The sequence below is a fragment of the Pseudomonas sp. KH_021 genome (genome assembly GCF_057838865.1).
On the sequence record NZ_CM174477.1, the window covers coordinates 5,555,001 to 5,576,965 of the forward strand.

The window sequence follows — 21,965 nt, forward strand, 5'->3', positions numbered from 1 at the left end:
GGTGTTCCTTCCTATATCTACGCATTTCACCGCTACACAGGAAATTCCACCACCCTCTGCCCTACTCTAGCTTGCCAGTTTTGGATGCAGTTCCCAGGTTGAGCCCGGGGATTTCACATCCAACTTAACAAACCACCTACGCGCGCTTTACGCCCAGTAATTCCGATTAACGCTTGCACCCTCTGTATTACCGCGGCTGCTGGCACAGAGTTAGCCGGTGCTTATTCTGTCGGTAACGTCAAGACAGCAAGGTATTCGCTTACTGCCCTTCCTCCCAACTTAAAGTGCTTTACAATCCGAAGACCTTCTTCACACACGCGGCATGGCTGGATCAGGCTTTCGCCCATTGTCCAATATTCCCCACTGCTGCCTCCCGTAGGAGTCTGGACCGTGTCTCAGTTCCAGTGTGACTGATCATCCTCTCAGACCAGTTACGGATCGTCGCCTTGGTGAGCCATTACCTCACCAACTAGCTAATCCGACCTAGGCTCATCTGATAGCGCAAGGCCCGAAGGTCCCCTGCTTTCTCCCGTAGGACGTATGCGGTATTAGCGTTCCTTTCGAAACGTTGTCCCCCACTATCAGGCAGATTCCTAGGTATTACTCACCCGTCCGCCGCTGATTCGAGTAGCAAGCTACTCTCCTCCGCTCGACTTGCATGTGTTAGGCCTGCCGCCAGCGTTCAATCTGAGCCATGATCAAACTCTTCAGTTCAATACTGCTTGGGTTTTGAGAAAACCCTAAACTTGGCTCAGCAATCTCAAAATGAACTATATGATTACTCGTATAGTCACTTGTGATGCTGATAATCTTTTTGACGATCAGTCTGATTTCACAAGCACCCACACGAATTGCTTGATTCAGTTGTTAAAGAGCGGTTGGTTAAGAGCTTTTCGTCTCAACCGAGGCGCGCATTCTACGCTTTCCTCTGCGCCTGTCAAGCGTTTATTTTGAAGTTCTTTAGGAGAAACCTGAACAACTTCAACCACTTGGCTCGCTTCGATCTCTCGTTGCGGGAGGCGAATTCTACAGCGTTTCAACACGCTGTCAACACCTCAAATCAGACTTCGCTAACACCAGGCGCAAGGCCTGAAAACGTGCAGCGTATACTTATAGGACAAAACCCCTACCTGCGTACGCAGATAGGGGTTTCGGAATTTAATCTTGACGATGACCTACTCTCACATGGGGAAACCCCACACTACCATCGGCGATGCATCGTTTCACTGCTGAGTTCGGGATGGGATCAGGTGGTTCCAATGCTCTATGGTCGTCAAGAAATTCTGTAGCCAGCGCGTCAACCTTCGGTCGACGTTCCAGCGAATCGGGTATGTGATGGTTTGTGAGTTGCAAACTTTCGGTTCGTTTCGTCTTCACAACACCGCAATCTGCTGCTCATTCGAGCGAGTCAAATTGCTTGGGTGTTATATGGTCAAGCCTCACGGGCAATTAGTATTGGTTAGCTCAACGCCTCACAGCGCTTACACACCCAACCTATCAACGTCGTAGTCTTCGACGGCCCTTCAGGGAGCTCAAGGCTCCAGTGAGATCTCATCTTGAGGCAAGTTTCCCGCTTAGATGCTTTCAGCGGTTATCTCTTCCGAACATAGCTACCCGGCAATGCCACTGGCGTGACAACCGGAACACCAGAGGTTCGTCCACTCCGGTCCTCTCGTACTAGGAGCAGCCCCTCTCAAATCTCAAACGTCCACGGCAGATAGGGACCGAACTGTCTCACGACGTTCTAAACCCAGCTCGCGTACCACTTTAAATGGCGAACAGCCATACCCTTGGGACCGGCTTCAGCCCCAGGATGTGATGAGCCGACATCGAGGTGCCAAACACCGCCGTCGATATGAACTCTTGGGCGGTATCAGCCTGTTATCCCCGGAGTACCTTTTATCCGTTGAGCGATGGCCCTTCCATACAGAACCACCGGATCACTAAGACCTACTTTCGTACCTGCTCGACGTGTCTGTCTCGCAGTCAAGCGCGCTTTTGCCTTTATACTCTACGACCGATTTCCGACCGGTCTGAGCGCACCTTCGTACTCCTCCGTTACTCTTTAGGAGGAGACCGCCCCAGTCAAACTACCCACCATACACTGTCCTCGATCCGGATAACGGACCTGAGTTAGAACCTCAAAGTTGCCAGGGTGGTATTTCAAGGATGGCTCCACGCGAACTGGCGTCCACGCTTCAAAGCCTCCCACCTATCCTACACAAGCAAATTCAAAGTCCAGTGCAAAGCTATAGTAAAGGTTCACGGGGTCTTTCCGTCTAGCCGCGGATACACTGCATCTTCACAGCGATTTCAATTTCACTGAGTCTCGGGTGGAGACAGCGCCGCCATCGTTACGCCATTCGTGCAGGTCGGAACTTACCCGACAAGGAATTTCGCTACCTTAGGACCGTTATAGTTACGGCCGCCGTTTACCGGGGCTTCGATCAAGAGCTTCGCGTTAGCTAACCCCATCAATTAACCTTCCGGCACCGGGCAGGCGTCACACCCTATACGTCCACTTTCGTGTTTGCAGAGTGCTGTGTTTTTAATAAACAGTCGCAGCGGCCTGGTATCTTCGACCGGCATGAGCTTACGGAGCAAGTCCTTCACCCTCACCGGCGCACCTTCTCCCGAAGTTACGGTGCCATTTTGCCTAGTTCCTTCACCCGAGTTCTCTCAAGCGCCTTGGTATTCTCTACCCAACCACCTGTGTCGGTTTGGGGTACGGTTCCTGGTTACCTGAAGCTTAGAAGCTTTTCTTGGAAGCATGGCATCAACCACTTCGTCACCCAAAGGGTAACTCGTCATCAGCTCTCGACCTTAGACTCCCGGATTTACCTAAGAGTCCAGCCTACCACCTTAAACTTGGACAACCAACGCCAAGCTGGCCTAGCCTTCTCCGTCCCTCCATCGCAATAACCAGAAGTACAGGAATATTAACCTGTTTTCCATCGACTACGCTTTTCAGCCTCACCTTAGGGACCGACTAACCCTGCGTCGATTAACGTTGCGCAGGAAACCTTGGTCTTTCGGCGTGGGTGTTTTTCACACCCATTGTCGTTACTCATGTCAGCATTCGCACTTCTGATACCTCCAGCAAGCTTCTCAACTCACCTTCACAGGCTTACAGAACGCTCCTCTACCGCATCATCCAAAGGATGATACCCGTAGCTTCGGTACCTGGTTTGAGCCCCGTTACATCTTCCGCGCAGGCCGACTCGACTAGTGAGCTATTACGCTTTCTTTAAAGGGTGGCTGCTTCTAAGCCAACCTCCTAGCTGTCTAAGCCTTCCCACATCGTTTCCCACTTAACCAGGATTTTGGGACCTTAGCTGACGGTCTGGGTTGTTTCCCTTTTCACGACGGACGTTAGCACCCGCCGTGTGTCTCCCATGCTCGGCACTTGTAGGTATTCGGAGTTTGCATCGGTTTGGTAAGTCGGGATGACCCCCTAGCCGAAACAGTGCTCTACCCCCTACAGTGATACATGAGGCGCTACCTAAATAGCTTTCGAGGAGAACCAGCTATCTCCGAGCTTGATTAGCCTTTCACTCCGATCCACAGGTCATCCGCTAACTTTTCAACGGTAGTCGGTTCGGTCCTCCAGTTAGTGTTACCCAACCTTCAACCTGCCCATGGATAGATCGCCCGGTTTCGGGTCTATACCCAGCGACTAAACGCGCTATTAACACTCGCTTTCGCTACGCCTCCCCTATTCGGTTAAGCTCGCCACTGAATATAAGTCGCTGACCCATTATACAAAAGGTACGCAGTCACAGAACAAAGTCTGCTCCCACTGCTTGTACGCATACGGTTTCAGGATCTATTTCACTCCCCTCTCCGGGGTTCTTTTCGCCTTTCCCTCACGGTACTAGTTCACTATCGGTCAGTCAGTAGTATTTAGCCTTGGAGGATGGTCCCCCCATATTCAGACAAAGTTTCTCGTGCTCCGTCCTACTCGATTTCATGACCAAGAGATTTTCGCGTACAGGGCTATCACCCACTATGGCCGCACTTTCCAGAGCGTTCCGCTAATCTCAAAGCCACTTAAGGGCTGGTCCCCGTTCGCTCGCCACTACTAAGGGAATCTCGGTTGATTTCTTTTCCTCAGGGTACTTAGATGTTTCAGTTCCCCTGGTTCGCTTCATGCACCTATGTATTCAGTGCAGGATACCTAACTTATGTTAGGTGGGTTCCCCCATTCAGAGATCTCCGGATCAAAGTCTGTTTGCCGACTCCCCGAAGCTTATCGCAGGCTACCACGTCTTTCATCGCCTCTGACTGCCAAGGCATCCACCGTATGCGCTTCTTCACTTGACCATATAACCCCAAGCAATCTGGTTATACTGTGAAGACGACATTCGCCGAAAATTTGCAATATCACTCACAAATTTTACCTTAGCCTGAACAAACACCAGTGAAAGTGCTGTCCAGTCTATCTTTCTATCACATACCCAAATTTTTAAAGAACGATTCTGAAAAAGTTCAGAAATCAATATTCGATCCGAATATTCATTTCTAAGCTTTGACATGGTAACAAAGGGGGTGGTGGAGCCAAGCGGGATCGAACCGCTGACCTCCTGCGTGCAAGGCAGGCGCTCTCCCAGCTGAGCTATGGCCCCGTATCGCTACAGGGTTCACCACGTAATTGGTGGGTCTGGGCAGATTCGAACTGCCGACCTCACCCTTATCAGGGGTGCGCTCTAACCAACTGAGCTACAGACCCAATCGTCTTCTTCAATGAATCAAGCAATTCGTGTGGGTGCTTATGAGCAGCTGATGTCTGTCGATTAAGGAGGTGATCCAGCCGCAGGTTCCCCTACGGCTACCTTGTTACGACTTCACCCCAGTCATGAATCACACCGTGGTAACCGTCCTCCCGAAGGTTAGACTAGCTACTTCTGGTGCAACCCACTCCCATGGTGTGACGGGCGGTGTGTACAAGGCCCGGGAACGTATTCACCGCGACATTCTGATTCGCGATTACTAGCGATTCCGACTTCACGCAGTCGAGTTGCAGACTGCGATCCGGACTACGATCGGTTTTGTGAGATTAGCTCCACCTCGCGGTTTGGCGACCCTCTGTACCGACCATTGTAGCACGTGTGTAGCCCAGGCCGTAAGGGCCATGATGACTTGACGTCATCCCCACCTTCCTCCGGTTTGTCACCGGCAGTCTCCTTAGAGTGCCCACCATGACGTGCTGGTAACTAAGGACAAGGGTTGCGCTCGTTACGGGACTTAACCCAACATCTCACGACACGAGCTGACGACAGCCATGCAGCACCTGTCTCAATGTTCCCGAAGGCACCAATCCATCTCTGGAAAGTTCATTGGATGTCAAGGCCTGGTAAGGTTCTTCGCGTTGCTTCGAATTAAACCACATGCTCCACCGCTTGTGCGGGCCCCCGTCAATTCATTTGAGTTTTAACCTTGCGGCCGTACTCCCCAGGCGGTCAACTTAATGCGTTAGCTGCGCCACTAAAATCTCAAGGATTCCAACGGCTAGTTGACATCGTTTACGGCGTGGACTACCAGGGTATCTAATCCTGTTTGCTCCCCACGCTTTCGCACCTCAGTGTCAGTATGAGCCCAGGTGGTCGCCTTCGCCACTGGTGTTCCTTCCTATATCTACGCATTTCACCGCTACACAGGAAATTCCACCACCCTCTGCCCTACTCTAGCTTGCCAGTTTTGGATGCAGTTCCCAGGTTGAGCCCGGGGATTTCACATCCAACTTAACAAACCACCTACGCGCGCTTTACGCCCAGTAATTCCGATTAACGCTTGCACCCTCTGTATTACCGCGGCTGCTGGCACAGAGTTAGCCGGTGCTTATTCTGTCGGTAACGTCAAGACAGCAAGGTATTCGCTTACTGCCCTTCCTCCCAACTTAAAGTGCTTTACAATCCGAAGACCTTCTTCACACACGCGGCATGGCTGGATCAGGCTTTCGCCCATTGTCCAATATTCCCCACTGCTGCCTCCCGTAGGAGTCTGGACCGTGTCTCAGTTCCAGTGTGACTGATCATCCTCTCAGACCAGTTACGGATCGTCGCCTTGGTGAGCCATTACCTCACCAACTAGCTAATCCGACCTAGGCTCATCTGATAGCGCAAGGCCCGAAGGTCCCCTGCTTTCTCCCGTAGGACGTATGCGGTATTAGCGTTCCTTTCGAAACGTTGTCCCCCACTATCAGGCAGATTCCTAGGTATTACTCACCCGTCCGCCGCTGATTCGAGTAGCAAGCTACTCTCCTCCGCTCGACTTGCATGTGTTAGGCCTGCCGCCAGCGTTCAATCTGAGCCATGATCAAACTCTTCAGTTCAATACTGCTTGGGTTTTGAGAAAACCCTAAACTTGGCTCAGCAATCTCAAAATGAACTATATGATTACTCGTATAGTCACTTGTGATGCTGATAATCTTTTTGACGATCAGTCTGATTTCACAAGCACCCACACGAATTGCTTGATTCAGTTGTTAAAGAGCGGTTGGTTAAGAGCTTTTCGTCTCAACCGAGGCGCGCATTCTACGCTTTCCTCTGTGTCTGTCAAGCGTTTATTTTGAAGTTCTTTAGGAGAAACCTGAACAACTTCAAACACTTGCGTCACTGCGATTGCTCGGCAGCGGAGGCGAATTCTATAGATTTCCAAGCGTGCGTCAACTGCTATTTTCATAAATCTGCAATCAACTTCTGATACGCCTTAGAAAGCAAAGGGCGGGCCTGCGGCCCGCCCTTCCTTCAACCCCTGCCGTTACAGGCTAGGGAAGGCGAATTGCGAGGCTTCATGGCTAGCGCGTTGCGGCCAACGCTGCGTAATTGCCTTGCGGCGAGTGTAGAAACGTACACCGTCCGGTCCGTAGGCATGCAGGTCGCCAAACAACGAGCGCTTCCAGCCACCGAAGCTGTGGTAGGCCACCGGCACCGGCAGCGGTACGTTGATGCCGACCATGCCGACTTCAATTTCATCACAGAACAAACGTGCCGCTTCACCGTCACGCGTAAAGATACAGGTGCCATTACCGTATTCATGCTCGTTGATCAGACGCATGGCCTCTTCCAGGCTGTTGACGCGAACGATGCACAACACCGGGCCGAAGATCTCTTCTTTATAGATGCGCATCTGCGGCGTGACTCGGTCAAATAGGCATCCACCCAGGAAGAAGCCTTCTTCATGCCCGGCAATGCTCAGCCCGCGGCCATCAACCACAAGCTCCGCACCGGCATTCAGGCCATCCTCCACATAGCCTGCAACCTTATCGCGATGCTGCCCGGTCACCAACGGCCCCATGTCCAGGCCACAGGAAGTGCCCGCGCCAATCTTCAGCGCCTTGATTTGCGGAACCAACTTGGCAACCAAAGCGTCAGCCACCTGGTCTCCCACACAGACCGCCACGGAAATTGCCATGCAACGCTCACCACAGGATCCATAGGCTGCGCCCATCAGTGCGCTGACGGCATTGTCCAGGTCGGCATCGGGCATCAGTACGGCATGGTTCTTCGCTCCACCCAGCGCCTGGACACGCTTGCCACGTGCGGCGCCTTCTTTATAGATGTACTCGGCAATCGGCGTCGAACCGACAAAGCTGAGCGCCTTGACTTCGGGCGCTTCAATCAGGGCATCCACCGCAACCTTGTCACCATGAACAACGTTCAAGACACCATTAGGCAAACCGGCCTGCTGGAACAACTGCGCTATATATAGCGTGGAACTCGGGTCGCGCTCTGATGGTTTGAGGATAAAGCAGTTACCGCAGGCGATCGCCAGTGGGTACATCCACAGCGGAACCATGGCCGGGAAGTTGAACGGTGTGATGCCGGCAACTACGCCCAGCGGCTGGAAATCAGACCAGGCATCAATGTTGGGACCAACGTTACGGCTGTATTCCCCCTTGAGGACTTCCGGTGCCGCGCAGGCGTACTCGACGTTTTCGATACCGCGCTTGAGTTCGCCCGCGGCATCTTCGAGGGTCTTGCCATGCTCTTCGCTGATCAATTGAGCAATCTTGGCCTCATTCTGCTCCAGCAATTGCTTGAAGCGGAAAAGAACCTGCGCACGTTTGGCAGGTGGCGTGTTACGCCAGGCAGGGAAAGCTGCCGATGCCGCATCGATGGCTTGCTGCACAGTCTCCCGGCTGGCCAGAGGCACCTTGTGAATCGCCTGACCGGTCGAGGGGTTGAAGACATCGGCCGTGCGCTCGCCCGCAGAGACAAGGTCCCCATTGATCAGGTGTTGAATAGTGCTCATGCAAAACTCCTAAAGGAAACATTGGCCGGCGGCCGCGTCGGCGCGCCAGCTGAAATTTGCGAGATCAGTCGATCTGGTTCAGGGCATCGCCCACGGCATCGAATAGCCGATCAAGGTCTTGCGGCTTGGCATTGAACGTTGGCCCGAACTGTAGAGTGTCGCCTCCGAAGCGAACGTAGAATCCAGCCTTCCACAGCTTCATCCCCGCCTCAAAGGGACGGATGATCGCATCACCATCGCGGGCGGCGACCTGAATGGCGCCGGCCAGGCCGTAGTTGCGAATATCGATAACGTTCTTGGTGCCTTTGAGGCCATGCAGCACCTGCTCGAAATGAGGAGCCAATTCGGCCGATTGCTGGACAAGGCTTTCTTTTTGCAACAGATCAAGCGCAGCAATACCGGCGGCGCAGGCTACCGGGTGCGCCGAGTAGGTGTAGCCATGCGGGAATTCCACCGCATACTCAGGCGTCGGTTGATTCATGAACGTCTGATAGATCTCACTGCTGGCGATCACTGCCCCCATCGGAATTGCGCCGTTGGTGACTTGCTTGGCTATACACATAAGATCAGGCGTCACGCCGAAGGCTTCAGCACCGAAGTTGGCGCCCATACGGCCAAAACCAGTAATCACCTCATCAAAAATCAGCAGGATATTGTGCTGATCACAAATTTCGCGCAGGCGCTTCAAATAGCCTTTGGGAGGCGGTAACACACCCGCCGAGCCAGCCAGCGGCTCGACGATCAGCGCAGCAATATTGGAGGCGTCATGCAGTTCGATCAGCTTGAGCATCTCATCGGCCAGTGCAATACCGCCCTCTTCTGGCATGCCCTTGGAGAACGCATTGCCCGGTAATAGGGTGTGCGGCAGGTGATCGACATCCATCAGTTGGCCGAACATCTTGCGGTTGCCGTTCACACCGCCCAGGCTGGTACCCGCCACGTTGACACCGTGATAACCACGGGCACGACCTATCAGTTTGGTCTTGCTCGCCTGGCCCTTGATACGCCAGTAAGCGCGGACCATTTTCACGGCCGTATCGGCGCACTCAGACCCAGAGTTGGTATAGAAGACGTGGTTCAGGTTGCCGGGGGTAAGCTCAGTGATCTTTTCAGCCAGTTGAAAGGACAGAGGGTGCCCAAATTGGAAGGCTGGCGCGTAGTCGAGTACACCCAACTGCTTGGCAACCGCTTCCTGAATCTCCTTGCGAGTATGCCCAGCCCCGCAAGTCCACAATCCCGACAAGCCGTCGTAGATCTTGCGGCCCTGGTCATCGACCAGATAGCTACCCTCGGCGGCCACGATCAGGCGCGGGTCACGCTGGAAGTTGCGATTCGCCGTGTACGGCATCCAGTGCGCATCGAGCTTGAGCTGGCTGGCCAGACCGACCGGTGCGTTTTCGGGCAGATTCATCGGGAAAACCTCGCAAGGTATTGTGGGTCGTTGTGATGACGAGTGCTGTTGCAGCTACGTTGTCACGGCGATAAAGTCTGAAAAATCCTACTTTTCTAATCTTCAGTTAGCCGATGACTAAACTATGAGCCGCCGCCCGGATCCCCTTGCCCAAGTCAGTGATTTCGACATCCGCCTGCTGAAGATTTACCGCAGCGTAGTTGAGTGTGGTGGCTTTTCTGCCGCAGAGAACGTGCTGGGGATTGGCCGCTCGGCCATCAGCCAGCAAATGAGCGATCTGGAGCAGCGCCTTGGCCTGCGCCTTTGCCAACGCGGGCGCGCCGGGTTTTCGCTGACCGAAGAAGGCCGCGAGGTTTACCAGTCGGCGCTGCAGTTGCTCAGCGCATTGGAAAGTTTTCGTACCGAGGTCAACGGCCTGCATCAACACTTGCGTGGCGAGTTGAATATTGGCCTGACCGACAATCTCGTCACCCTCCCCCACATGCGCATCACCCACGCCTTGGCGCAGCTCAAGGACCGTGGCCCGGATGTACGGATCCATATTCGCATGATCGCTCCCAGCCAAGTGGAGCAAGGTGTACTCGACGGCAGCCTGCACGTTGGGGTCGTACCTCAGGCCAGCCCACTCTCGGGCCTGGAGTATCAGCCGTTGTACAGCGAACGCTCGCAGCTCTACTGCGCGGTCGGCCATCCGCTGTTCTATGTCGATGATTACGAATTGGACGATCAGCGGCTCAACGCCCAAGAGGCCATCGCCCCCACCTTTCGCCTGCCGGCCGAGATTCAGGCCTTTTATCAAGCACTCAACTGTACGGCCAGCGCTTCGGATCGCGAAGGGATGGCGTTTCTGATTCTGACCGGCCGTTACATCGGCTTCCTCCCCGACCACTACGCCAGTTTTTGGGTTCAACAGGGTCGGCTGCGGGCGCTCAAGACCCACGAACGCTTTTATGACTTGAGCCTTGCTTGGGTGACGCGAAAGGGCAGGCGCCCTCATTTGGTGTTGGAAAGCTTTCTGGAAAGCCTTGCACAAACGCGATGAACGAAGGATTCCCATAAGAATGCTTGTCAGTTACGTGTGGGTGCGTTATCAGTTCACCCTGTTGTGCTCACAAGAACAGTTCGGAACCGCCCATGACCCTTGAAGTCCCCGCGCATAGCGCCCTCGCCTCGAAACCCGCCAGCCGGATTCGGCAGAAGAACGAAGAAGCCATCCTCAAGGCCGCCGAAGACGAGTTTGCCCGCCACGGTTTCAAGGGCACCAGCATGAACACCATCGCGCTCAAAGCCGGGCTGCCAAAAGCTAACCTTCATTATTACTTCACCAATAAAATGGGGCTGTATATTGCGGTATTGAGCAACATCATCGAGTTGTGGGACAGCACCTTCAACGCTTTGAGCGTCAACGACGACCCTGCAGAAGCCTTGACCCGATATATCCGCGCCAAGATGGAATTTTCCCGCCGTCAGCCACAGGCCTCCCGAATCTTCGCCATGGAGATCATCAGCGGCGGCCAGTGCTTGAATGAATATTTCAGCCAGGACTACCGCGCCTGGTTCCAAAGCCGCGCCGCGGTGTTCCATGCCTGGATAGCGGCTGGCAAGATGGACCCCGTCGATCCGATCCACCTGATCTTCCTGCTGTGGGGCAGCACCCAACACTACGCCGACTTCGCCACCCAAATCTGCCAGGTGACCGGACGCACGCGCCTGACCAAGCAGGACTTCGAAGAAGCCAGCAACAACATGATTCACATCATTCTCAAAGGCTGCGGCCTGACTCCACCTCTCTTACAGTCGTAGCCCAGAATGCCTTCAACCCTGATCGGCCCTTGCGAGTTTCGTGAAGAAATTCGCAAGAGCCGCTTTATCACCCTCGCAGCACCCATCACGTGTCCGGCCGATGCCCAAGCGTTTATCGAGCAAAACAGCGATCTGAATGCCACGCACAATTGCTGGGCCTGGAAGCTGGGAGACACCTACCGCAGCACCGACGACGGTGAGCCCGGTGGCACGGCCGGCCGGCCGATCCTGGCCGCCATTGAAGCTCAGGATTGCGACCAAGTCGTGGTATTGGTGATTCGCTGGTATGGCGGTATTCAGTTGGGCACCGGTGGTTTGGCCCGCGCCTATGGCGGCGGCGCCAACAAGTGCCTGCAGCAGGCCGAAAAAAGGTTGTTGATAAGTCGCGTAACGGTGACCTGCAGTTGCAGCTTCAGCGAGCTGGCACTGCTGAAACTGCGCCTGGGCGAGTTCGATGGCTTGGTGGTAAAAGAAGACTTCACCGCCAATGGGGTCGATCTTCAATTGGCGGTGGGTAATGAGTTTATCGAGGCGTTGCAACGCCAGTTGGCCGACCTGAGTCGCGGAAGAATTCGGTTGCAGCGAGATTAGCCGCAACCGTTTGCAAATTGCCCACACCTATTGTGCACCTGACTGTGGATAAGCTCTGCAAATCCTTCTGCAGCCCTTTAAAACCGTGGCCTGGGCGAATCAGGACGTTTTTTGATCAATCGCCCTCTGCTCAACAGGATTTCACGGTAAATCAGTGAGTTATCAACAGATATCTCTATTGGGAATAGCCCCCAGCCTCTTATACCCAGCGTTTTCGCTTGCTCACAAATCCTGTGGAGCAAGCTGTGGATAAGCCGTGCACGCTTGGGCCAACGGCTTATCGAGCACGGGCCGCCCCAGCCTGATCAATATTTGATCAGCCCGCTTGTTCCACATGCCGCACCTCTTTATGAATACAGGCAGCGGGCTACCCCCTGGAGTATGCTTCAAGGCCAACCTTCTCCAGGCCTGCGCGGTCAGGCTCTGAACTATTCACTGCGTTCAAAGGAGCAATACATGAGCACTGTCAAAACCGCCCTGATCATTGGCGCCTCTCGAGGTTTGGGGCTGGGCCTGGTGGAACGCTTGATCGAAGATGGCTGGCAAGTCACTGCCACCGTGCGTGATCCTGCCAACGTCGATGCCTTGCGCAAGTTGCCTGGCGTCACGATCAAGGCGCTGGAAATGAACAGCACGGCACAACTCGACGCGCTGCAAAATGACCTTCAAGACAAGAAATTCGATCTGCTTTTCGTCAACGCCGGTGTAAAGGGGCCTGAAAATCAGGACCCAGAGACCGCAAGACAAGATGAAATTGGCGAGCTGTTCCTGACCAATGCCATTGCGCCCGTTCGCATTGCCCAACGCTTTGCGCCGCAAATCCGCGCCAACACGGGTGTGATCGCCTTCATGAGTTCGATTCTAGGCAGCATTACCATCCCGGACGCACCTGAGCTTGCCTATTACAAAGCCAGCAAGGCTGCACTCAACTCCATGACCAACTCGTTCGTCAGCCAATTGGCAGACCCGGGCCTGACAGTGCTTTGCATGCACCCGGGCTGGGTCAAGACGGACATGGGTGGTGAAGGCGCCGACATTAACGTGGATATCAGCACTCGCGGGCTGATCGAACAGATCCAGAACTACAGCGGTAAGGGTGGCCTGCACTTCATCAACTACAAAGGTGAAAACCTGACCTGGTGATCAACATACATTGAATCGCCCTGGGCGTGGCAGTACACTGGCCGCCTCGCCCCGCGGCGAACCTGGATCAGCAGACAGGGCAAAACTGAGCTGGCTAACCTGAACCCACTTTCAGAGGAGCCGGCAATCATGCCCGCGATCCGTATCTGGTTAAAAAACCCCCTCGCCATCTTCACTGCCAACCACCTGGATGCCCGTGGCGGCCTGGTGCTGGAAAATGGCGTCATCCAAGAAGTCTTGGGCGCAGGCCAAGTACCCGCCAAACCCTGTGACCAAACCTTCGATGCGCGCGAGCATGTGGTCCTGCCTGGGCTGATCAATACCCATCATCACTTTTATCAAACCCTCACTCGCGCCTGGGCTCCGGTCGTCAATCAGCCGCTGTTTCCCTGGCTGAAAACCCTGTACCCGGTCTGGGCCCGCCTGACACCGAAAAAGCTCGAGCTCGCCAGCAAGGTGGCCCTGGCCGAATTGCTGTTGTCTGGCTGCACCACTGCCGCTGACCACCACTACTTGTTCCCCAACGGCTTGGAAAATGCCATCGATGTCCAGGTCGAAAGCGTTCGCGCCCTGGGCATGCGAGCCATGCTGACCCGTGGTTCGATGAGCCTTGGTGAGGCCGACGGTGGCCTGCCGCCGCAACAGACGGTGCAACAGGGTGAAGTGATCCTGGCTGACAGCCAACGTTTGATCCAGACCTATCACCAGCGCGGCGCAGGCGCACACATCCAGATTGCACTGGCCCCCTGCTCCCCCTTCTCGGTAACGCCGCAAATCATGCAAGCCAGCGCGGAACTGGCCGAGGCGCTGGATGTGCGCCTGCATACCCACCTGGCTGAAACCCTCGACGAAGAAGACTTCTGCTTGCAGCGCTTCGGCCTGCGAACCGTTGACTACCTGGACAGCGTCGGCTGGCTCGGCCCCAGGACCTGGCTGGCCCATGGTATCCACTTCAACCCCGACGAGATCGCTCGCCTAGGCGCTGCCGGCACGGGCATCTGCCATTGCCCAAGTTCGAACATGCGCCTGGCCTCAGGCATCTGCCCAACGCTGGAACTGACCGATGCTGGCGCCACCGTTGGGCTGGGCGTGGACGGTTCAGCCTCCAACGATGCCTCCAACATGATCCTGGAAACCCGTCAGGCGCTGTACTTGCAGCGGCTTCGCTATGGAGCCCAAGCCATTACCCCCGAGCGTGTGCTGGGCTGGGCCACCCAAGGCTCGGCAAAACTGTTGGGCCGTGAGGATATCGGGGAGCTGGCAGTGGGCAAGCAGGCAGACCTGGCCCTGTTCAAGTTGGATGAGCTGCGGTTTTCAGGCAGCCATGATCCGATCTCGGCACTGCTGCTGTGCGGGGCCGACCGCGCTGATCGGGTGATGATCGCTGGAAAATGGCGAGTGATCGACGGCCAGATCGACGGCTTGGATGTGCAACACCTCATCGCCGACCACCGCCAGGCCGCACGTGAGCTGATCGCCGGCTAAAGCCCCATCATCGCCAGCATGATAAATGTGGCGAACAGCACGAAGTGCGCATCATCCCTTCGATGGCGTTGGTTTCGCCATCGTTGAGGTTGATCGCGCTGACAATCAGGGTGATGAATGCAGCTGTCAGATTCTGACTGTAGCTGCTGATGAAACGTTTCCTGCGTTACGTCAGCTTGTAATCCTGCCGGGATAGACAACTCTGTAGAATGACGCCATTGCACCTGATGAGAATGACTATGTACGACTGGCTCAATGCTCTGCCAAAGGCAGAACTGCACCTGCACCTGGAAGGGTCTCTGGAACCTGAGCTGCTGTTCGCCCTGGCTGAACGCAACAAGATCGCGCTGCCCTGGCAGGATGTCGAAGCGCTGCGCACCGCCTATGCGTTCAACAATCTGCAGGAGTTTCTCGACCTGTATTACCAGGGCGCTGATGTACTGCGCACCGAACAGGACTTCTATGACCTGACCTGGGCCTACCTGCAACGCTGCAAGGCGCAGAACGTGATTCACACCGAGCCGTTCTTCGATCCGCAAACCCATACCGATCGCGGTATTCCTTTTGAAGTCGTGCTCAATGGCATTGCTTCGGCCTTGAAGGATGGCCAACAGAAACTGGGTATCAGCAGCGGCCTGATCCTGAGCTTTCTGCGCCACCTGAGCGAAGACGAAGCTCAAAAAACCCTCGACCAGGCGCTGCCGTTTCGCGAGGCGTTTATCGCCGTGGGCCTGGACAGCTCGGAAATGGGTCACCCGCCCAGAAAATTCCAGCGCGTGTTCGACCGTGCCCGCAGCGAGGGCTTTTTGACCGTTGCCCACGCTGGCGAAGAAGGCCCGCCGGAATACATCTGGGAAGCCCTGGACCTGCTGAAGATCCAACGCATCGATCACGGCGTACGCGCCATCGAAGACGAGCGGTTGATGCAGCGCATCATCGACGAACAGATTCCCCTGACCGTCTGCCCGCTATCGAACACCAAGCTTTGCGTGTTCGATGACATGTCTAAGCACAACATCCTCAACATGCTCGAACGCGGCGTGAAGGTGACCGTGAACTCGGACGACCCGGCGTACTTCGGCGGTTATGTCACCGAGAACTTCCATGCCCTGTATACGCACCTGGGGATGACACAGGATCAAGCCAAGCGTCTGGCCCAGAACAGCCTGGATGCACGGTTGGTCAAGCCAACATAATCGGCGCGATGCTGCGCTCTTGGCGGCACAGAGGCCACAGGAGCGCTCACCCCGCGCGCCATTTCAGCCCGCTTTATCTTGAGGGGCCATGACTGCGATCTTGCTGATCTCCCCCAGCCCAATTGACGTCACCTGCAGCGCGCGGGTTTCATCAATCAGCTTCAACCAGCCATTCTGTACGAACAACTTCATCAGACTGGCACCCAATGCGCCGCCCAGGTGCGGGCGTCGATCACTCCAGTCGCTGCAGCAATTACATTGGGTTTGCCGCCCGCGCTGCACCAATGCCTGTGTGTAGATGCCGAACTGCGCCAGCTGACGACTGCCGGCGGGGCTAACCACCACCCGCTGCTCATTGAGCTCGATCCAGCCGGCATCCAACAAACGCTGGAACAGGTCTGCTGCCACTTCCCCACCTAAATGGTCATGGCACAGCCTGGCCCTGCGCATCGGGAAAGGTGCCAACGGCACGCCGCTGTCCGGTAGCCCGGTGGATTGTTGCTCGACACTGACTGCCGAAACATTGGCCAATGCTTCGACAGCAGCTCCGACTTCCGGGGCCGCCAGACGGAAAAAGCGTTTGCGCCCTCGCGACTCGTGCTTGAGCAATCCACCCGCCGACAGCCTTGCCAAGTGGGCGCTGGCCGACGAAGGGCTCAACCCGGCAAGCAGTGCCAACTCCTCGGAGGCCCGGGCAGTTCCGTCAATCAATGCCCATATCATTGCGCTGCGTTTTGGGTCGGCCAGAAGCGTGGCCACCTGACTGATGCAAGATACATATTCCATGTCTTTACTCCCTGTTAAAACGTTCTGTCGATGGCACGAGGTAAGTCAGCACCGTCTCGGCTTACTTGCATGGAAAGCTTTCACGGGCAGTTCGCTGTGGAGGCCAGTATAAGCTGGCAATCTCATACAGAATTGGGAGAAAAGAACCGCACAGGGCCGTATAAGGGAGCTCTTGCCTCAAGCAAAAGCACTTCATGTCAGAAACAATAATTTACATCGGAGCATGCCTAGCACGGGAGAACCATTAAATCCGCCCCCTTCGGTCAAAGACTACAAAGTTTGACTGAAGCGAATGACAGCAAATACCTACAATAGAAAGTTAAAAGGCACGCAACATACATCGCCCTATATTCATCCCAATGTCCACGGATACCGTCAGTCCGATGCCGTTCCCGCCAGCGATCACGGGGCTACAATTCCAGCCGACAGCCCATTGGCGGGAGCAACGCTATGAATATCGTCGTTATTGAGTCCTCGAAAAACCATGGCAACCACTGGCAGGTGCGTCTTGACCAGCACGTGGTGAGTTTTCGCAGTGAGGCCGAGGCACGCGCTTTTGTAAACACGCTGCGTGCTCGTATCCAAGCGCCGCATAGCTTTCCCGGTAACAGGCAGCGGGCCGGCTAGCGCGCCAGCTGCAACCGCCGGGTGAGCATTGCGACCACTACCACCGCCAGGCCACATAGGCTGATGACTATCGCCATAGGCATGGCGCTGCCATCGTGAAGCACTCCAACCAAAGCTGCTGCACCGGCCGCAACGCTGAATTGAATACAGCCCAGCAAGGCCGAGGCACTCCCCGCCCTGGCACCCTGCCCGCTCATGGCGCAAGCCGATGCGTTGGGAATAATGCAGCCAAGGCTGGCGATGCAAATAAACAATGGAATCAGCAATGGCCACAGCTGCAACGGCTTGAAGGCACTGACAGCCAACAGCGCCACGCTGGCAGCCAAGTACAACCACACGGTACGCGCCAGCAGAAAGGCAGGCCCACGCTTGGCCAACAAGCGTGCATTGACCTGCGCCACCAAAATGAACCCCGCCGCATTGCTACCGAACAGCCAGCCGTAGTGCTCCGTCGGCACGCCATAGAGTTTGATAAACACAAAGGGCGAGCCGGCCACATAGGCAAACATGCCGGCGATGGCAATCCCGCCAGTGAGCGCATGCCCCACGAAGACGCGATCGTTAAGCAACCGCCCATACTGGCGCAAGGCACCGGACAGCGGCTGGCGCGGCAGATGGGCCGGCAGGCTTTCCGGCAGCCCCAGCGCCACCGCCGTGGTGCACAGGGCACTGAAAATGGCCAAAGCGATGAATATGGATTGCCAGCCGAATTCGTTGACCATCACGCCACCGAGCATCGGCGCCAGGATCGGTGCCAATCCCATGACCAGCATCAGCTGCGAAAACACTTTGGCCGAAGCCACGGCGTCGCATTTGTCGCTGACAATCGCTCGCGACAGCACCATACCGGCGCAGCCGCCCAACGCCTGGACGAAGCGGGCCACAATCAGCCACTCAAGGGTGGGGGCGAAGGCGCAAGCCACCGAAGCCAGGGTAAACAGCACGACCCCGAACAACAGCGGCACTCGCCTGCCAAAACGATCCGCGACAGGGCCGTAGGCCAATTGACCGATGGAGAGGCCCACAAAGTAGACTGCCAACGTGGCCTGGATATGCTGTTCATCGGTGCCGAAGGCCGTGGCCATCGCCGGAAAACCGGGCAAGTAGAAATCGATGGCCAAAGGGCCGAAGGCGCTGAGCGCGCCGAGAATCAGGATTGTTCGCAGGTTCATCAGCGGTCCAGGGAAGACAGAGCAGCTGGCTAGTCTAACTGCCCCATCCGTCGGCGTGGCCGCCTGGTACGCGATTTAAGGGAAAACCCTACAACAAATTTTACTGCGGCTGGACGCTGTAGCCTTCTTCGCGGATCAACTCGGCAATGCGTTCTGCTGGCAGCTCACTGCGTACCTGAACCTGGGCAGAGGCCAGGTCTACGGTGACTTGCGCCTGCTGATCCTGATCCTGCACAGCGTGGGTAACGGCCTTTACACAATGGCCACAGGTCATGCCTTGAACGTTGAATACATGCATGAAAAATCTCCAGTTGATGTGTGACTGGGCTCAGCTTCAACCTTTCCACCGGGTCAAGGTCAAGCCTTCGATCACACGGCACGCTGGAAATCATAGCCCGCCTCGGCCAAGCTTCGTCACTGATGATAGAAAGCAGGAGTACATACATGCGCCGGGCATTGTTGAGCCTTGTCGCCATGCTGGGTCTATTGATGCAACCTGAGGCTCATGCCGAAGGTGCACAGGACTATGGCGTGCTGATCATTTCTCGCGAGCAGCTGGACATCGCGACGTCCTGTGAAATAGGTATTTATTTGCAGGACCAACTGGCAGGCCGGCTTTTTCAGGAGCAAAGCACCTCTTTCAATCTTCCTCCTGGACGCATCAGCGTGCGTTTGCGCCTGCTGCCAGGCCAGGCACCGGGCTGCCTGCCCGGCATCGAGGCCTTACATTCCAGCAGCGTAGAGTTGCGCGCCGGGCAAATCAGCAAATATCGCATTGCGATGGGGCAGGATGGCCTCTACCTGAAAAAAGTAGCCTTGCAGTACTAACCCCTTGACCTTAACCGAGTGGCAAGGTTGATGCTGGTGGGGTATTCGATGCTCAAGGAGGTTTACCCATGCCCGCATCAACCATTGACCTGCCCATCAGCGGCATGACGTGCGCCAGTTGCGCCGGCCGGGTCGAACGTGCGCTGGCCAAGATTCCCGGTGTAGGCCAGGTCACTGTCAACCTGGCCAACGAACGCGCCCACGTGCAACTGCTCGACCCCGTCGACCCGCAAACCCTGATTGCCGCCGTCGACAAGGCAGGCTATGGCGCAACCCTGCCAGAGGCCCCCGGCAAGACATCCAGGGACGTTGCCGACGACCTGCGCCGTGAACGCCTGATCCTGGCCTGTGCATTGATACTGGCGCTGCCGCTTGTGCTGCCAATGATGCTCCAGCCATTCGGTGTGCACTGGATGTTGCCGGCCTGGGCGCAATTCGCCCTCGCCACGCCCGTCCAGTTCATTTTCGGTGCACGCTTCTATGTCGCCGCCTATAAGGCCGTGCGCGCGGGCGCAGGGAATATGGACTTGTTGGTGGCCCTGGGCACCAGCGCAGGCTACGGCCTGAGCCTGTATCAATGGGCACAGGCTGCCCCCGGGCATTCACCCCATTTGTATTTTGAAGCTTCGGCCGTGGTGATCGCCCTGGTACTGCTGGGCAAATACCTGGAAAGCCGCGCCAAGCGCCAGACCGCCAGTGCCATTCGGGCCTTGGAAGCCTTGCGCCCAGAGCGGGCGATCAAGTGGCAAGACGGGCAGGAAATTGAAGTGCCGATCAGCGCACTGCGCCTGGGTGACCTGGTCGTGGTCAAGCCCGGCGAACGCTTCGCGGTCGATGGCGAAATCGTCGAGGGCCACAGTCACGCCGACGAGGCGCTGATCAGTGGGGAAAGCCTGCCGGTTGCAAAACAACCAGGCGACAAGGTCACGGGTGGGGCCATCAACGGTGAAGGTCGGCTGTTGGTCAAAACGCTTGCCCTGGGCACCGAAACGGTGCTGGCGCGGATCATCCGCCTGGTCGAAGACGCTCAGACCGGCAAGGCGCCCATCCAGAAACTGGTGGATCGCGTCAGCCAAGTATTTGTCCCGGTTGTCTTGGTGATTGCCTTGGGCACCCTGCTGGGCTGGTACCTGGCCGGCGCTCCCATGGAAACCGCGCTGATCAACGCAGTGGCCGTGCTGGTTATTGCCTGCCCTTGCGCACTGGGCCTGGCGACACCTGCCGCCATCATGGCGGGAACAGGCGTGGCGGCGCGCCATGGGATTCTGATCAAGGACGCCGAAGTGCTGGAGCGCTCTCATACCATCAAGCATGTGGTGTTCGATAAAACCGGCACGCTGACCCGCGGCACGCCACGTATCGTCGGCCAGCTGGCAATTGACGGTGATGATCGACAGTTGTTGCAACTGGCTGGCGCCCTGCAGCGCGGCAGCGAGCATCCGCTGGCCAAGGCCGTGCTGGATGCTTGCCAGGAGCATCAGCTACCGGTGGATACCATCGCCGCCAGCCATGCACTGGCCGGCCGTGGGATTGCCGGCACCCTGCTGGGCCGTGAACTGGCACTGGGTAATCGGCGGATGCTGGAAGAAAACGCATTGCAACCGGGTGACCTGGCCGAAACAGCGCAACGCTGGGAAACCGAAGGCAATACGGTGTCCTGGTTGATCGAGCGTTCACCGAACCCGCGCGTGCTGGGCCTGTTTGCCTTTGGCGATAGCTTGAAACTCGGCGCCGCCGAAACGGTCGACCGCCTGCGTGAACAAGGCATCGCCAGCCATTTATTGACGGGTGATAACCGCGGCAGTGCCAACGCCGTGGCACAAGCACTGGGCATTGATGACGTGCACGCTGAAGTCTTGCCCGCCGACAAGGCCGCCACCGTGGTCGAACTCAAGCGCAGCGCCAACGTAGCGATGGTCGGTGACGGCATCAACGACGCGCCCGCACTGGCGGCGGCCGATATCGGTATCGCCATGGGCGGCGGAACCGATGTGGCCATGCAGGCTGCCGGCATTACGCTGATGCGTGGCGACCCGCGCCTGGTGCCTGCCGCCCTGGAAATCAGCCGGCGCACCTACGCGAAAATTCGTCAAAACCTGTTTTGGGCCTTTGTGTACAACCTCATCGGCATACCGCTGGCTGCGGCCGGTTTGCTCAACCCTGTGCTGGCGGGCGCGGCCATGGCCTTGTCCAGCGTCAGTGTGGTCAGCAATGCCCTGTGGCTGAAAACCTGGAAGCCTGCGGATGTGGACTAGGAGCACGTCATGAATATCGGACAAGCCGCCCGTCAAAGCGGTCTCAGCGCCAAGATGATTCGTTACTACGAGTCCATTGGGCTGCTCAACCCCGCGCATCGCAGTGACAATGGCTATCGCCTGTATCAGGCCGACGACCTGCATACGCTGGCGTTTATCAAACGCTCGCGCGACCTTGGGTTTTCGTTGGAAGAAGTGGCGCGGCTATTGACGCTCTGGCGTGATCGCCAACGCGCCAGCGCTGATGTGAAGGCGCTGGCGCACCAGCACATTGATGATTTGAACCGCAGGATCGAGGAACTGGTCAGCCTGCGCGACACCCTGCAGGACCTGGTTGCCCATTGCCAGGGCGACGAGCGCCCCGATTGCCCGATCCTCAAGGACCTGGCAAACGGTGGCTGCAGCCATTGATGCC

General features: G+C 56.4%; 15 protein-coding genes, 2 tRNA genes, 4 rRNA genes and 1 pseudogene (1 of these 22 only partly in view). 10 read left to right on the top strand and 12 right to left on the bottom strand.

What is annotated here, in order from left to right; all coding sequences use genetic code 11:
• The 8 genes from AC3IX4_RS25625 to aptA all read right to left on the bottom strand — a co-directional run.
• Positions 1–714 (bottom strand): 16S ribosomal RNA (locus AC3IX4_RS25625); it reaches 823 nt to the left of the window's first position.
• Positions 715–1,162: 448 nt separating this feature from the next.
• Positions 1,163–1,278: ribosomal RNA gene (gene rrf, locus AC3IX4_RS25630) — 5S ribosomal RNA — on the bottom strand.
• 150 nt (positions 1,279–1,428) lie between these two features.
• Positions 1,429–4,323, bottom strand: a 23S ribosomal RNA gene (locus AC3IX4_RS25635).
• 226 nt (positions 4,324–4,549) lie between these two features.
• Positions 4,550–4,625 (bottom strand) — tRNA-Ala (locus AC3IX4_RS25640).
• A 27-nt stretch (positions 4,626–4,652) separates the two neighbouring features.
• A tRNA-Ile gene (locus tag AC3IX4_RS25645) sits at positions 4,653–4,729 on the bottom strand.
• 65 nt (positions 4,730–4,794) lie between these two features.
• Positions 4,795–6,331, bottom strand: a 16S ribosomal RNA gene (locus AC3IX4_RS25650).
• The 16S, 23S and 5S rRNA genes sit together here with 2 tRNA genes alongside, the layout of an rRNA operon.
• 428 nt (positions 6,332–6,759) lie before the next feature.
• Positions 6,760–8,253, bottom strand: a complete 1,494-nt coding sequence (locus AC3IX4_RS25655) for a CoA-acylating methylmalonate-semialdehyde dehydrogenase (protein ID WP_489258107.1) — start codon at positions 8,251–8,253, stop codon at positions 6,760–6,762.
• 64 nt (positions 8,254–8,317) lie between these two features.
• A complete protein-coding gene (gene aptA / locus AC3IX4_RS25660; RefSeq protein ID WP_489258108.1) occupies positions 8,318–9,664 on the bottom strand; it encodes an omega-aminotransferase AptA in 1,347 nt (448 codons plus the stop codon).
• A gap of 124 nt (positions 9,665–9,788) precedes the next feature.
• Between aptA and AC3IX4_RS25665 the strand changes: the two genes are divergently transcribed.
• The 5 genes from AC3IX4_RS25665 to AC3IX4_RS25685 all read left to right on the top strand — a co-directional run bounded on the left by AC3IX4_RS25665 (position 9,789) and on the right by AC3IX4_RS25685 (position 14,686).
• Positions 9,789–10,706, top strand: a complete 918-nt coding sequence (locus AC3IX4_RS25665) for a LysR family transcriptional regulator (protein ID WP_489258109.1) — start codon at positions 9,789–9,791, stop codon at positions 10,704–10,706.
• A gap of 92 nt (positions 10,707–10,798) precedes the next feature.
• Positions 10,799–11,467 carry a TetR/AcrR family transcriptional regulator gene (locus AC3IX4_RS25670; protein WP_489258110.1) on the top strand — a complete coding sequence of 223 codons (669 nt, stop codon included), beginning with the start codon at positions 10,799–10,801 and terminating at the stop codon, positions 11,465–11,467.
• A gap of 6 nt (positions 11,468–11,473) precedes the next feature.
• Positions 11,474–12,058, top strand: a complete 585-nt coding sequence (locus AC3IX4_RS25675) for an IMPACT family protein (RefSeq protein ID WP_489258111.1) — start codon at positions 11,474–11,476, stop codon at positions 12,056–12,058.
• Positions 12,059–12,514: 456 nt separating this feature from the next.
• Positions 12,515–13,201 (top strand): SDR family oxidoreductase, encoded by a 687-nt coding sequence (locus AC3IX4_RS25680; RefSeq protein ID WP_489258112.1) that lies wholly within the window; start codon positions 12,515–12,517, stop codon positions 13,199–13,201.
• 129 nt (positions 13,202–13,330) lie between these two features.
• Positions 13,331–14,686 carry an 8-oxoguanine deaminase gene (locus AC3IX4_RS25685; protein WP_489258113.1) on the top strand — a complete coding sequence of 452 codons (1,356 nt, stop codon included), beginning with the start codon at positions 13,331–13,333 and terminating at the stop codon, positions 14,684–14,686.
• On the opposite strand, the pseudogene AC3IX4_RS25690 reads toward AC3IX4_RS25685, so the two are convergent.
• A pseudogene (locus tag AC3IX4_RS25690) lies at positions 14,683–14,804 on the bottom strand (calcium:proton antiporter); the annotation flags it as partial. The gene AC3IX4_RS25685 and the pseudogene AC3IX4_RS25690 sit on opposite strands and share 4 nt — an antisense overlap.
• 121 nt (positions 14,805–14,925) lie before the next feature.
• Between AC3IX4_RS25690 and AC3IX4_RS25695 the strand changes: the two are divergent.
• A complete protein-coding gene (locus AC3IX4_RS25695; RefSeq protein ID WP_489258114.1) occupies positions 14,926–15,882 on the top strand; it encodes an adenosine deaminase in 957 nt (318 codons plus the stop codon).
• 63 nt (positions 15,883–15,945) lie between these two features.
• On the opposite strand, the gene AC3IX4_RS25700 is transcribed toward AC3IX4_RS25695, so the two are convergent.
• Complete coding sequence (locus AC3IX4_RS25700) at positions 15,946–16,668, bottom strand: ArsR/SmtB family transcription factor (protein ID WP_489258115.1); 723 nt, start codon at positions 16,666–16,668, stop codon at positions 15,946–15,948.
• A 450-nt stretch (positions 16,669–17,118) separates the two neighbouring features.
• Between AC3IX4_RS25700 and AC3IX4_RS25705 the strand changes: the two genes are divergently transcribed.
• On the top strand, positions 17,119–17,295 hold the full coding sequence (locus AC3IX4_RS25705; protein WP_489258116.1) for a hypothetical protein: 177 nt from the start codon (positions 17,119–17,121) through the stop codon (positions 17,293–17,295).
• Here AC3IX4_RS25705 and AC3IX4_RS25710 read toward each other — a convergent pair.
• The gene (locus tag AC3IX4_RS25710) at positions 17,292–18,467 is read right to left on the bottom strand and encodes a multidrug effflux MFS transporter (protein ID WP_489258117.1); all 1,176 of its coding nucleotides are present in this window, start codon (positions 18,465–18,467) and stop codon (positions 17,292–17,294) included. The genes AC3IX4_RS25705 and AC3IX4_RS25710 overlap by 4 nt on opposite strands.
• Positions 18,468–18,567: 100 nt before the next feature.
• Entirely contained in the window at positions 18,568–18,765 is a 198-nt protein-coding gene (locus tag AC3IX4_RS25715; RefSeq protein ID WP_489258118.1) for a heavy-metal-associated domain-containing protein, read from the bottom strand.
• A gap of 146 nt (positions 18,766–18,911) precedes the next feature.
• Here AC3IX4_RS25715 and AC3IX4_RS25720 point away from each other — a divergent pair, with 146 nt between their 5' ends.
• The 3 genes from AC3IX4_RS25720 (at position 18,912) to cueR (ending at position 21,961) form a co-directional block, all read left to right on the top strand.
• Positions 18,912–19,295 (top strand): hypothetical protein, encoded by a 384-nt coding sequence (locus AC3IX4_RS25720; protein WP_489258119.1) that lies wholly within the window; start codon positions 18,912–18,914, stop codon positions 19,293–19,295.
• Positions 19,296–19,363: 68 nt separating this feature from the next.
• Positions 19,364–21,550, top strand: coding sequence for a heavy metal translocating P-type ATPase (locus AC3IX4_RS25725; protein ID WP_489258120.1), 2,187 nt, complete (start codon positions 19,364–19,366; stop codon positions 21,548–21,550).
• A 9-nt stretch (positions 21,551–21,559) separates the two neighbouring features.
• Positions 21,560–21,961: a Cu(I)-responsive transcriptional regulator gene (gene cueR / locus AC3IX4_RS25730; protein WP_489258121.1), complete on the top strand. Its 402-nt coding sequence runs from the start codon at positions 21,560–21,562 to the stop codon at positions 21,959–21,961.
• Positions 21,962–21,965 lie beyond the last annotated feature (4 nt).